Origin of the sequence: Mycobacterium sp. 852014-52144_SCH5372336 (assembly GCF_001665615.1) — a bacterium.
GTDB classification, from domain to species: domain Bacteria; phylum Actinomycetota; class Actinomycetes; order Mycobacteriales; family Mycobacteriaceae; genus Mycobacterium; species Mycobacterium neumannii_A.
Genome location: NZ_LZSW01000048.1, coordinates 187838 through 199616, shown reverse-complemented (window position 1 = coordinate 199616; position 11779 = coordinate 187838). Strand labels below are relative to the sequence as shown.

Here is an 11779-nt window from a genome sequence, read left to right as displayed (position 1 = left end):
GCGCCTTTCAAGGCTGGTGGGCAAGCAGTTTGATCATCAGACCGTTGGCCTCGGATAGTACGTTGCCGTCCGCGTCCGTCATCGCCGCCCTCACGAACAGTTTCCGCCCCTCGACCGAGTCGATCCATGCCCGGGCCTCGAGCGGCGCCTCGATCGGCGTCACCCGTCGGTAGTCCACATGCAGGTAGGCGGTGCGGCTGTCGGGTCGGCCCGCCGCCGACACCACCATGCCGAAATGCCAGTCATAGAACAGCGGTATGACGCCGCCGTGCACGGCCTCGTTGCCCCCGACGTGGAAGCGGCTGAAGTACCCGCGCATGATGACCTCGTCCGGTCCGGACGTCGCGACCTGCCACGGCGGCATCAACGGATGGCCGTTACCGGGCAGGTTGGGCGCCCGGCCCGCGGGGGCGACGCCGGCGGGAGCCTGGTGTGCTTCGAGGCGTTCGCACATGTCCTCGAGCAGTGCGGCCGAGTCGTTCCACAGCGCGGCGTCGGGATCGGTGGAGACCGTGATGTTCTGCAGTCGGCGCAGCGCCGAGATGAACCGGCCCATCTCCGGAGTACCCAGAGTCGGCTTCACCCTGGCGAATTCGCGGATGTGGTCCTCGGTGTCGGTCACTGCTCGGCTACCGCGGGCTTCATACCGTTGCGGGGACGTCGTAGAACTGTGTCGCCCACTTCCGCAGCGCCATATACGGTTTCGCGTCCGTGCGGGACAGGGCGGGGTTTTCGATGTATTCCTGGTAACGCCAGATGTTCAGGTCGTCCCATACCGTCCCCATGAACTGGCGCTCGACCTTGCGGCGCACCTCCTCGGGCGGGATGTCGGAGGTGTCACCGGGCAGTCGCGGCCACCAGATCGAATAGAACATGTCCGAATAGCCGTCCTCGATCGGGGTGCACGCGAAGATCAGCCGGTGGTTCGACGAGCCCTCGAACGCGCTGATCGCGAATCCGAGACCGGACAGGTGGCTGTGGATGTAGAGCGCCATCTTGTCCGGGTCGTCGCTGGAGGTGTCGGGCCACCCGGTCAGGAACCGCCACTCCTCGTCGACGATCTCCCAGTCGAGGCATTTGGGGGTGACGGTCGCGTGATGCACGTAGTGGAAGTGTGCGCTGTCTGGGCCGTTTTCGGCGACGATTTGCGGATGCACCGGCTCGCGTTCCGCGCGGCTCGAAAACTCCGGGTACGGGCGGTAATACGCGTCTTCGTCGATCGGGAACTGCGGAAACTTCTTGAACAGGTCCGGCAGTTCCCACCGCGGCGGCTCGCCTTCGGGGTGATGCCAGGCGAACACGCAGCCGTACTGCTCGCGCACCGGAAAGACGCGTAGGCGCAGCGCCTTGTTGGGCCGGTCGGGCTGGTAGGGGATGTAGCGGTTGGTGCCGTCCGGGCCCCATCGCCAGCCGTGGAAGGGGCATTCGACGCAATCGCCGACGACCTTGCCGCCGTGGCCGATGTGCGCGCCGAGATGCCGGCAGTGCGCAGAGAGGACGTGCAGTTCGCCCGCCTCGTCGCGGTAGGCGACCAGGTCTTCGCCGAAGTACCGCAGCGGCCGCGTCTCACCCGCGGGGAACTCCGCGGACCAGCCGATCATGAACCAGCCAGTGACCTTCCAGGTGAACGGTACTTTCATCCCGCGCCGCCTCCCATGTCCGCGTAGTAATGGAAGAGCTTACAGTAGCGGTTTCAGGAGCAGCGACGATCCGGCGGGGTTCACCGAAATCGACCTGCGATCCGGCGCAATACTGTAATAGTTACAGTATCTCCACTTCTTGACGTGAGGGCACACCTGTGACGACATCCGATTCCACCCGCTTCGACGCGATCATCGTCGGGGCCGGGTTCTCCGGGCTGTACGCGCTGCATCGACTGCGCGAGCAGGGGTTGCGCACCGTCATCCTGGAGAAGGCCGAGAACGTCGGGGGCACATGGCTGTTCAACCGGTATCCCGGTGCGCGCTGTGACATCGAGAGCATCGAGTACTCCTACAGCTTCTCCGAGGAGATCGAGCAGGAGTGGGTGTGGACCGAGACGATGCCGCGCCAGCCCGAGATCGAGGCCTACTTGAACTTCGTCGCCGACCGACTCGATCTCCGCCGCGACATCCGATTCCACACCGAGGTCACCGCGATGACCTTCGACGAGGCCGCCTCCGAGTGGGAGGTGCGGACCGCGGACGGGCAGGCGTTCGTCGCGCCGTTCGTCGTGGCGGCGACGGGGATCCTGTCGGTGCCGAAGGAACCGGAGATCCCCGGCATGGGTGCCTTCGAGGGGGTTTCGCTGTTCACGAGTCGGTGGCCGAAGCACGACGTGGACTTGGCCGGCAAACGGGTCGGTGTGATCGGGACGGGTTCGACCGGGGTACAGCTGATCCCGGTCGTGGCTGAACAGGCCGGCCACCTCACCGTGTTCCAGCGATCGCCGGCCTACACGCTGCCGTGGGAGGTCCGCCGGTTCGACGACGGCGAGCTCGACGAGCTGAAGGCCAATTACGCCGAGATCCGCGCGGCGCAACGAGAACACGCGGTGGGTGCGGCCCGGCTGAGTGCGTTCTCGGTGATGTTCGAGATGATGACCAAACCGCCGCTGAAGTCCGCGTCGCGCGACGAACAACTGCGCGCCGTCGAGGAGGGCGGCATCATAGGTGCGCTCAGCTGGGGCGACGTGTTCTTCGACATCGAAGCCAACCAGATGGCGGCCAAGCTCTACGGCGAGGCGGTGGCGCGCATCGTCAAGAATCCCGAGACCGCCGCGGCGCTGACCCCGTCGCACCCGTTCGGGTGTAAGCGCCCGATCATCGACCAGGGCTATTACGAGACGTTCAACCGCGACAATGTGACGCTGGTCGACCTGCGCAAGGGTCCGATCGTGGAGGTCACCCCGACGGGCATCCGAACGGAACAGGCCGACCACGAGCTTGACGTGATCATCTACGCGACCGGCTTCGACGCGATGACCGGGGCGATGACGCGGATCGCGGTGACCGGGCGCGACGCGCTGTCCCTCGGTGATTTCTGGACGACCGAGGGGCCGTACGCATACCTGGGGATCGCGGTGGCGGGCTTCCCCAACCTGTTCATCATCCAGGCGCCCGGGAGCCCCGCCCCGGCAAGCAATTTCGTGACCGCGCTCGAACAGCACGTCGAGTGGATCGGCGACTGCATTGGGTACCTGAGAGCCAACGGGTATCGCAGCATCGAAGCATTGCCGGACGCGCAACGCGAGTGGATCGAACACGCGACATCGCTGGTGGCACCGACGGTGCTCGACCATCCGTCGTGCAACTCCTGGTACAACGGCGGCAACGTACCGGGCAAGAAGCGGATGTACATGGGCTACACCGCGGGCATTCCGGAGTACCGGCGTCGCTGCGACGAGGTCGCCGATGCCGGTTACACCGGGTTCAAGCTGGCATGAGACCGGCCGAACGCGCATACCGCATCGGGCGAGACTTCGCCGGTGTCGTGCCGCGAGCCCACGCCGCGGTGGCTGCGCCCGGCGACTGGAGGCCGCTGTCGCGCAGCGGTGCCCGGCAGCTCGGTGAGGTCATGCTCGACGAACTGGCGCTGACCGGAATGACGCTGACCGCACCTCCACCGCGTCTGGAGCGCACGGTCGAGTCCTGCGCGGCCGCTGCAGAGGAACTGGCCGGCTTGGGCATGGGGGGCGTGCACGTCGAGCCGGATGAACTGCGGCCCAGAATGATCCGGCAGCGCCGGTTCGGCCGATCCCGATACGAACAACTGACCTTCGAGCACGACCCCCAGCTGCCATCATCGCTGCAAGGGTTCGGCGGCCCCGCCACGGCGGTGGTCCATCTGTGCCGCAGCGGCGACGAGACCCGGCCGTGGTTGGTGTGGGTGCACGGGGCCGGCCAAGGATTGCCGATCGACCTGGTGTTCTCGCGGGCGCGACGGCTGCAGGAACGCTTCGGGTACAACATCGCTTTGCCGGTGCAGCCCGGATGCGGCGTCCGGCGTGACCGGTGGCCGACCTATCCGAACATGGATCCGCTGAACAACCTGGCGGGCATGATCCGCGTGGTGTCGGAGGTGCGGGCGGTGCTCGGCTGGCTGCGGCCGCAGGCGAGTGCGGTTGTGGTGTCGGGGGTTTCGATGGGCAGCCCCGTGGCGGGCCTGGTCTCACACCTCGAAGACGTCGACGCCGTCGCGGTCTACACCCCGATCTTCGGGCTGAACGCGATGATCGCCGCACACCTGGGGCGGTGGGGACCGTCGGTGCGCGACACGGTCGACCTGTTGCGGTCAGAGCCCGTCGAGCGCGTGATGTCGGTCGTGGACTACCAGGCCGTGGAGCCCACGGCTCCGCCGGAGCGTCGGCTCATCGTCGGGGCGTGGCACGACCAGATGGCGCGACGGGAGCCGGCCGAGCGACTGCACGAGCGGTGGGGCGGCGAACTGTTCTGGCACCGGGGCAGCCACGTCGGCCACCTGTTCGCGGGCGGTGTGCAGCGGGCCTCGGAACGCTTCCTCAGGGCGGTCAGCGGAAGCGGGGCGCGATGACGGCGAGTACGGCCGCCGCGGTGCCCGGTGGAATCGACGAGATCGACGCCGCGTGGTTGACCGAAGCGCTCCGTACCGACGCGGGGCTGGACGGCGCGACGGTCGACGAGATCCGCGCCGAGCAGATCGCGATGGACAGCGGGTTCTCGTCACTGCTGTACCGGCTGCACCTGACCGGCACCGCGGTGCCGTCCACATTGATCGCCAAGCTTCCCGCGGTGTCGGAGGCGCGCGGCGCGATGGAGCTGCTGGGCGGCTACCGGCGCGAGGTGTCCTTCTACCGTGACGTCGCCGGGCGGGCGCCGATGGACACACCGCGGGTGTACACCGCCCGGATGGCCGATGACGGCGTCGATTTCGTGCTGCTGCTCGAAGACCTCTCAGCGTGGGACAACGCCGATCACCTGGCGGGGCTGACGATGGACCGGGCCCGCATCTGCATCGGAGAACTGGCCGGCCTGCATGCGTGGTCGGGTGAACCGGCTGTGCTCGAGCAGTTTCCGAGCATCGACACCCCTATCGCGAGGGACCTGCTGCTGCCGGCGTTCGGGCCGGGATGGGAGATCTACCGGGCGCAGACCGCGGTGCGAGTCCCGCCCGCTGTGGCGGCGTTCGCGGAACGCTTCGCCGAACGCGCGGTCACGGCGCTGCCCGTGCTCGCCGAACGGGACATGGTGCTGCACGGCGATATCCGGGCCGACAACCTCTTCTTCTCCGGCGACCGGATGAAGGTGGTCGACTTCCAGTTCACCGCCCGCGGCGCGGGCGCGGCCGACATCGCGTACCTCGTCACCCAGGGCCTGCCGACCGACGTCCGGGAAGGCCACGACGAGGCGCTGCTGCGTGAGTACCTCGACTTCATCGCCGCGCACGGATCTGCATACGAATTCGAGGAGGCGTGGCGGCACTACCGCTTCGCCGCGGTCTATCTGATGGTGCTGCCGGTCATCACGCTCAACGGGTGGGACGCGTTGCCGGAACGGTCCCGGCGACTGTGCTTGACGCTCACCGACCGCGCCGTGGCCGCGATCGATGCCATCGACGCCCTGGAGGTGTTCTCATGAGCCGGTCCGCACGCGAGGTGGTGGAGTTGTACAACCTGGTGGCGTGGAACAAGGCGGACTTTGCACTGGCCGAGGAACTGTTGGGCGAGACGGTGATTCGCCACGAAGTGGGGGAGCCGGCGCATGTCTTGACGCACGAGCAGGCGGTGCGACGGGTGGTCGATATGTGGCAGGTCTCGGAGAGCATCCGCTTCGACCTGAACCTCGTGGTGGCGGGCGACGACGGTGAGCACGTCGCGATCGTCTACCAGTCACCGATCACGATGAAGGACGGGACGCAGACCACGATCGGCAGTATGGAAGTCTTCCGGGTGGTCGACGGCAGGATCGTCGAGGTGTGGAACTGCGGCTACAAGCAAGGAGTGTGGGCGTGATCCGGCGGGCAGGAGCGAAGCGATATGGGGAAATGAGCGACGAACAAGTGCTCGACGAACTGGGCTACTACCTGTTGGCGGGCGCCGGGGGTGAGGGTCCGGCCACGTTGATGGACGAGGCCCGCCGCGGCGAGGAGCTCGGGTTCGGCACCGCGTTCATCTCCGAACGATGGAACGTCAAGGAAGCGTCGTCGTTGGTGGGTGCGGCGTGCGCGGTCACATCGCGCATGCAGATCGCCACGGCGGCAACGAATCACAACACACGTCATCCGTTGATCACCGGATCGTGGGCCACGACGATGCACCGCCTCTCGGGCGGCCGCTTCACCTTGGGCATCGGGCGCGGGGTCGCGGCGATGTACGCGGCGTTCGGCATTCCGTCGGTCACGACCGCGCAGATGGAGGATTTCGCCCAGGTCATGCGTCGGCTGTGGAACGGCGAGGTGATCTTCAACCACGACGGCCCGATCGGCAAGTATCAGGTGCTGTTCCTCGATCCGGACTTCCGCGAAGACATCCGGCTGGCGATCGTGGCGTTCGGACCGCAGACGCTGGCGCTGGGCGGACGGGCGTTCGACGACGTCGTCCTGCACACCTACTTCACTCCCGAGACCCTGCAGCGCGCCGTGAAGACGGTCAAGGACGCCGCCGAGAAGGCGGGCCGCGATCCGTCGAGCGTGCGGGTGTGGTCATGCTTTGCCACGGTTGGCGACCACCTACCCGAAGAGCTGCGGTTGAAGAAGACGGTGGCCCGGCTGGCGACTTACCTGCAGGGCTACGGTGATCTCCTGGTCAGCACCAACGGCTGGGATCCCGCTGTACTGCAACGCTTCCGCGACGACAAGGTCGTACAGTCGATCCCCGGCGGTATCGACCACAAGGCGTCGGCCGAGCAGATCGAGCACATCGCGAACCTGATCCCCGACGAATGGTTGGAGCCGTCGGCCACCGGATCGGCCCGGGAGTGCGTCGAGCGCATCCGCAAGGAGTTCGACTACGGCGCCGACGCGCTGATCATGCACGGCGCGACGCCCGACGAACTGGAACCGATCGTCGCCGCCTACCGCGCGTCACTGTGAACTGCCCCATCTGCGCGAGCGTGCGCGTCTGTCGGCGACACGCCGCGGAAAATGCGCACCACGCGCACGCTCACCGGCCCGCGGCCCTGCGCATTCGCGGGAGATATGGCGGCGTGTCATGGGCAAACACGGACGCTCGCGCAGGAACCTGGAGGTCAGGGCGTGATGACCGTGCGGGCGACCGGTTCGGGGGCGGACTGGCGGCTGTAGACCGCCCGCTGCAGCCCCCACAGCAGCGCGTTGCGGGTCTCCTCGGGATGGATCAGGTCGTCGAAACCGAGGTGACCCGCCGAGCGGAACGACGCCTCGACCTCCATCTGCCGAAGCCGCGCCTCGACATCCTCGGCGGCGTGTGACGCCTTGCTGAGTGCGGCCGCGCTCATCGCGCCCATCGTTGCGCCCGGATAGGCGAACGTCGCGCTCTGGTTGTCAAATCCCAACAGCGACATCACCATCGAGCCGAAACCGTACGCCTTGCGCAGCGTGACGTGCAGCTTGATCGTCGTCGCCGCGGTCTGCGCGGCGAACATCCGCGCGCCGCTGCGCAGCACGCCCGCCTTCTCCGAGCGGCTCCCGGGCAGCATGCCGGGGTTGTCGGCGAGGAACACGATCGGCAGGTGGAACGAGTCGGCGACGGTGATGAAGTGCGCCGCTTTGTCCGCGGCGTCGGCGTCGATGGAACCGGCGATCACCTGCGGTTGGTTGGCCACCACCGCGACGGGGTGGCCGCCGAGATGGGCCAGCGCACAGATGATCGCGGGCCCGAACTTCGGCTGAACCTCGAACCAGTCGGTGCGGTCGAAGACGACGTCGAGCACGCGCCGCATGTCATAGACGCGCCGATTGCCGCGGGGCACAAGCTCGAGCAGCTCCGGGGTGCTCCGCGGGGCGGCCGCCTCATCAGCGGGAAGTGAATCCGGATACGACCACGCGCTGGCCGGAAAGTACGACAGGTAGCGGCGGATGTCGTCGAGCACGGCTTCGTCGTCCTCGGCGATATTGTGGATCACGCCGCTGGCGATCGCGACCGTCGGACCGCCGAGGTCCTCCTTCGAGATATCCTCGCCCGTCGACTCTTTCACCACGGGCGGGCCGGCGGTGAAGATGGCGCCCTGCCGGCTCATGATCGTCCAGTCGCAGACCGGTGCGACCAGCGCGCCGTGTCCGGCCGACGGCCCGAGCAGACCGGCGACCATCGGCACCTTGCCCGAACACTGGGCCTGGGCGAGAAGGTCAGTCGGTGTGCGGCCGTAGTGCTCGCCGCTGGGGCGAAAGCCCGCGCCCTCCAGCAGCATCACCAGCGGCACCTTGTCGCGCACGGCCAACTCCGCCAATCGGTACCGCTTGGAGTTTCCGCCGGGGCCGATGCTGCCCGCCAGCGTCGTGAAATCTTCGGCGCCGATCATCACCGGCTTGCCGTCGAGAAAGCCGGAGCCGGCGACGATGCCGTCGGCGGCGATGTCACCGCCGACCAATGTGCCGAACTCGCGGAACGTACCCTTGTCGAGCAGATACTCGATGCGCGCGCGGGCGTCGAGCTTGCCTTTGTCGCGGTGCTTGGCGACCCGCTCGGCGCCGCCCATGTCGTATGCGGTCTGGCGCCGCCGCGACAGCTCGTCGAGCGTGGCATGCCAATCCTCGGCCTTGGTCATCACAACTCCTGTCCATGGATAGGCGATCGTCGCACCGGCATGACCTCGTTGACCATACTGAATTGCTTACTGTAGCGTCTACGACCATGCTTAGCGGCGCCGGCCTGAAGGTCGACGGGGCGGTCTCCAGTCGGCTCGCCGACGTGGCCGAAACGGCGGGCACGCTGCAGCGGCGCGGGTACGACGGGTGCTGGACGGCCGAGGTGGCCCACGACCCGTTCCTACCGTTGACGCTCGCCGCCGAGCACACCGAAACACTGGATCTCGGCACCAGCATCGCGGTGGCGTTCGCCCGAAACCCCATGACCGTGGCCAACATCGGCTGGGATCTGCAGGACTATTCGCGGGGCCGGCTCATCGTGGGTCTGGGTTCACAGATCCGGCCCCACATCGAGAAGCGGTTCAGCATGCCGTGGAGCCAACCCGTGCGCCGCATGGGCGAATTCGTGCACGCGATGCGCGAGATCTGGACGTGCTGGCGCGACGGTTCGCGGCTGCGGTTCGAGGGCGACTTCTACACGCACAAGCTGATGACGCCGATGTTCACTCCCGAACCGCACGACTACGGGTTCCCGAAGGTGTTCATCGCCGCGGTGGGCGAGGCGATGACCGAGATGGCCGGCGAGGTGGCCGACGGCGTTCTGGCCCATGCCTTCACGACTAAACGCTACTTCGAAGAGGTCACCATCCCGGCGCTCGAGCGCGGTATGGCCCGATCGGGCAGGCGGCGCAGCGACTTTCAGGTGTCCTGTCCGATTTTCGTGGTGACCGGCGCCGACGAGCGCGAGGTCACCGACGCCGCCGTCGCCACCCGCAAGCAGATCGCCTTCTACGGGTCGACCCCGGCCTATCGCAAAGTGCTTGCGCTGCACGGGTGGGGCGATCTGCACGACGAACTGCACCGACTCAGCCTCGCCGGGGAGTGGGACGCGATGGGCACGCTGATCGACGACCAGATTCTGGAGGCATTCGCGGTCGTCGCCCCGATCGACAAGCTGGCGGCCAAGATCGCAGACCGGTGCGACGGCGTGATCGACCGGGTGATGATCGGATTCCCGCGCTCGATCGACGAAACGACGATAGTTGCCGTGCTGGAGGACGTGCGCGGCAGGTGACGGTTCGGCAGAGGAGTTCTTGTGAGCACACCGATTATGGACGAGGCGGCCAGGGTCTTCGCCACCCCGCAGGCCTACACCGATGAAACCAAACTGCATGACGCGCTGACGCATCTGCGCGCCAACGCGCCCGTCTCGTGGGTGGACGTGCCGAACTACCGCCCGTTCTGGGCGATCACCAAGCACGCCGACATCATGGACATCGAGCGGGCCAACACGCTCTTCACCAATCATCCGCGGCCGGTATTGGTCACCGAAGAGGGCGACGAGCAGCAGGCGGCGATCGGCGTACGCACCCTGATTCACATGGACGATCCGCAGCATCGCGTGGTGCGTGCCATCGGGGCCGACTGGTTTCGACCGAAGGCGATGCGCGCGTTGAAGATCCGCGTCGACGAACTCGCCAAGGTGTACGTCGACAAGATGTTGGACATCGGCACCGAGTGCGACTTCGTCCAGCAGGTCGCGGTGAACTTCCCGCTGTACGTCATCATGTCGTTGCTGGGTATCCCGGAGTCGGACTTCCCGCTGATGCTCAAGCTCACCCAGGAGTTGTTCGGCAGTGACGACGACGAGTTCAAGCGGGGTACGGACCAGGCCGACCAGATGTCGGCGCTGGTCGAGATGTTCGAGTACTTCACCGCGCTGACCGCGTCGCGCCGCGAGAACCCGACCGCTGACCTCGCATCAGCGATCGCCAACGCGACCATCGACGGCGAACCGCTGTCGGACATCGACACGATCTCTTATTACGCGATCATCGCCGCGGCGGGGCACGACACCACCAGCGCGACCATCTCCGGCGGGATGCTGGCGCTCATCGAGAACCCCGAGCAACGGTACAAACTGTGTCGCGACCTCGACAGGATGCCGCTGGCGGTCGAGGAGATGATCCGCTGGGTCACACCGGTGAAGGCGTTCATGCGGACGGCCGCCGAGGACACCACCGTGCGCGGGGTGCCGATCGCGGCGGGGGAATCGGTTCTGCTGTCCTACGTCTCGGGCAATCGTGACGAGGATGTGTTCGACGATCCCTTCCGCTTCGACATCGCTCGCGACCCGAACAAGCACGTCGCGTTCGGGTACGGCGTGCACTTCTGCCTGGGGGCGGCGTTGGCCCGCATGGAGGTCAACAGCTTCTACAGCGAGCTGCTGCCCCGCCTGAAGGGTGTCGAGCTGGCGGGCCGCCCCGAGTATGTGGCGACGACCTTCGTCGGCGGGCTCAAACACCTGCCGATCCGCTATTCACTGACGGCCTGAGCGGAAGCCCGGTCACTCGCCGAATCGGTTGTCGGCCCGCGCTTGGTTTGACCCACGGTGGCGCCCGCGCGAGATATCGTGGCCCCACCCGAGAACCGCTGCGATGTGAGGTGGCCATGTCCCGAGTTGCGCCGTCGACGGCCTTTGCTGCGATTCCGACCGACGATCTGGGCCAAGGTGATCGGATCAACCTCGGCGTGGCCTCGATACTCGGCCATCGGCCCGACGTCGCTGCCGCGCTGGGCTCGCTTCGGGCCGCGCTGCAATCCAGTGGCACCCTGTCGCCGAGGCTCGTGGAGCTCGTGCGGCTGCGCATCGCGTTCCACAACCAGTGCCGCAGTTGCATGTCGGTGCGTTACCAGAGTGCGGTCGATGCCGGGCTCACCGAGGACGCGGTCTGCTCACTGGAACGTCCCGAGGAGGCCGACGACCTGTCAGACGCCGAGCGCAACGCGCTGCGGTTCGCCGATCTGTTCGCCACCGACCACCTCGCGATCGACGATGCCGTCTACGACGACCTTCGGCACCACTTCACCGAAGAGGAACTCGTCGAACTCGGCGTGCATTGTGCGTACGCGGTGGGCATGGGCCGATTGGCCGCGACGTGGGCCGTCACCGACGATGTCCCCAGCGCGTTCCGGAGCGCCAAAACGACTGCGGCACCCTGGATTTCCGAGGGGGTCGTCGCCTCGGGCTAGCCGTGGA

The 11779-nt window shown here is 66.9% G+C and carries 11 protein-coding genes; 8 read left to right on the top strand and 3 right to left on the bottom strand.

The features are described from left to right. Nucleotides 1–7 precede the first annotated feature (7 nt). Entirely contained in the window at nucleotides 8–622 is a 615-nt protein-coding gene (locus tag A5759_RS14310; RefSeq protein WP_068198770.1) for a PaaI family thioesterase, read from the bottom strand. Nucleotides 623–641: 19 nt separating this feature from the next. Beyond that, on the bottom strand, nucleotides 642–1640 hold the full coding sequence (locus A5759_RS14305; RefSeq protein WP_068198767.1) for an aromatic ring-hydroxylating dioxygenase subunit alpha: 999 nt from the start codon (nucleotides 1638–1640) through the stop codon (nucleotides 642–644). A 158-nt stretch (nucleotides 1641–1798) separates the two neighbouring features. Here A5759_RS14305 and A5759_RS14300 point away from each other — a divergent pair, with 158 nt between their 5' ends. From A5759_RS14300 to A5759_RS14280, 5 genes are read left to right on the top strand one after another with little or no spacing between them, the layout of a single operon-like run. After that, complete coding sequence (locus A5759_RS14300) at nucleotides 1799–3424, top strand: NAD(P)/FAD-dependent oxidoreductase (RefSeq protein WP_068198764.1); 1626 nt, start codon at nucleotides 1799–1801, stop codon at nucleotides 3422–3424. Then, the gene (locus A5759_RS14295) at nucleotides 3421–4530 is read left to right on the top strand and encodes an alpha/beta hydrolase (RefSeq protein WP_068198762.1); all 1110 of its coding nucleotides are present in this window, start codon (nucleotides 3421–3423) and stop codon (nucleotides 4528–4530) included. Before A5759_RS14300 ends, A5759_RS14295 begins: the two co-directional genes overlap by 4 nt. Next, a complete protein-coding gene (locus A5759_RS14290; RefSeq protein WP_068198759.1) occupies nucleotides 4527–5594 on the top strand; it encodes a phosphotransferase in 1068 nt (355 codons plus the stop codon). The genes A5759_RS14295 and A5759_RS14290 overlap by 4 nt, the downstream gene beginning before the upstream one ends. Continuing rightward, on the top strand, nucleotides 5591–5968 hold the full coding sequence (locus A5759_RS14285) for a nuclear transport factor 2 family protein (RefSeq protein ID WP_064398356.1): 378 nt from the start codon (nucleotides 5591–5593) through the stop codon (nucleotides 5966–5968). The genes A5759_RS14290 and A5759_RS14285 overlap by 4 nt, the downstream gene beginning before the upstream one ends. Before the next feature lie 32 nt (nucleotides 5969–6000). Continuing rightward, a complete protein-coding gene (locus A5759_RS14280; protein WP_068198754.1) occupies nucleotides 6001–7047 on the top strand; it encodes a TIGR03857 family LLM class F420-dependent oxidoreductase in 1047 nt (348 codons plus the stop codon). Between the two features lie 155 nt (nucleotides 7048–7202). Here the strand turns inward: A5759_RS14280 and A5759_RS14275 are convergent, their stop codons facing one another. Continuing rightward, entirely contained in the window at nucleotides 7203–8699 is a 1497-nt protein-coding gene (locus tag A5759_RS14275; RefSeq protein WP_068198751.1) for an acyl-CoA carboxylase subunit beta, read from the bottom strand. A gap of 86 nt (nucleotides 8700–8785) precedes the next feature. Here A5759_RS14275 and A5759_RS14270 point away from each other — a divergent pair, with 86 nt between their 5' ends. From A5759_RS14270 to A5759_RS14260, 3 genes are all read left to right on the top strand, one after another. Further along, nucleotides 8786–9814: an LLM class F420-dependent oxidoreductase gene (locus tag A5759_RS14270; protein WP_068198748.1), complete on the top strand. Its 1029-nt coding sequence runs from the start codon at nucleotides 8786–8788 to the stop codon at nucleotides 9812–9814. A 36-nt stretch (nucleotides 9815–9850) separates the two neighbouring features. Next, on the top strand, nucleotides 9851–11074 hold the full coding sequence (locus A5759_RS14265) for a cytochrome P450 (RefSeq protein WP_068198746.1): 1224 nt from the start codon (nucleotides 9851–9853) through the stop codon (nucleotides 11072–11074). Between the two features lie 116 nt (nucleotides 11075–11190). Further along, the gene (locus tag A5759_RS14260) at nucleotides 11191–11772 is read left to right on the top strand and encodes a carboxymuconolactone decarboxylase family protein (protein ID WP_068198744.1); all 582 of its coding nucleotides are present in this window, start codon (nucleotides 11191–11193) and stop codon (nucleotides 11770–11772) included. Nucleotides 11773–11779 lie beyond the last annotated feature (7 nt).

Coding starts and splice junctions, on each gene's coding strand:
- A5759_RS14305 (WP_068198767.1), bottom strand. CDS start 1,640: ATGAAAGTACCGTTCACCTGGAAGGTCACTGGCTGGTTCATGATCGGC.
- A5759_RS14295 (WP_068198762.1), top strand. CDS start 3,421: ATGAGACCGGCCGAACGCGCATACCGCATCGGGCGAGACTTCGCCGGT.
- A5759_RS14290 (WP_068198759.1), top strand. CDS start 4,527: ATGACGGCGAGTACGGCCGCCGCGGTGCCCGGTGGAATCGACGAGATC.
- A5759_RS14285 (WP_064398356.1), top strand. CDS start 5,591: ATGAGCCGGTCCGCACGCGAGGTGGTGGAGTTGTACAACCTGGTGGCG.
- A5759_RS14280 (WP_068198754.1), top strand. CDS start 6,001: ATGAGCGACGAACAAGTGCTCGACGAACTGGGCTACTACCTGTTGGCG.
- A5759_RS14275 (WP_068198751.1), bottom strand. CDS start 8,699: ATGACCAAGGCCGAGGATTGGCATGCCACGCTCGACGAGCTGTCGCGG.
- A5759_RS14270 (WP_068198748.1), top strand. CDS start 8,786: ATGCTTAGCGGCGCCGGCCTGAAGGTCGACGGGGCGGTCTCCAGTCGG.
- A5759_RS14265 (WP_068198746.1), top strand. CDS start 9,851: ATGGACGAGGCGGCCAGGGTCTTCGCCACCCCGCAGGCCTACACCGAT.
- A5759_RS14260 (WP_068198744.1), top strand. CDS start 11,191: ATGTCCCGAGTTGCGCCGTCGACGGCCTTTGCTGCGATTCCGACCGAC.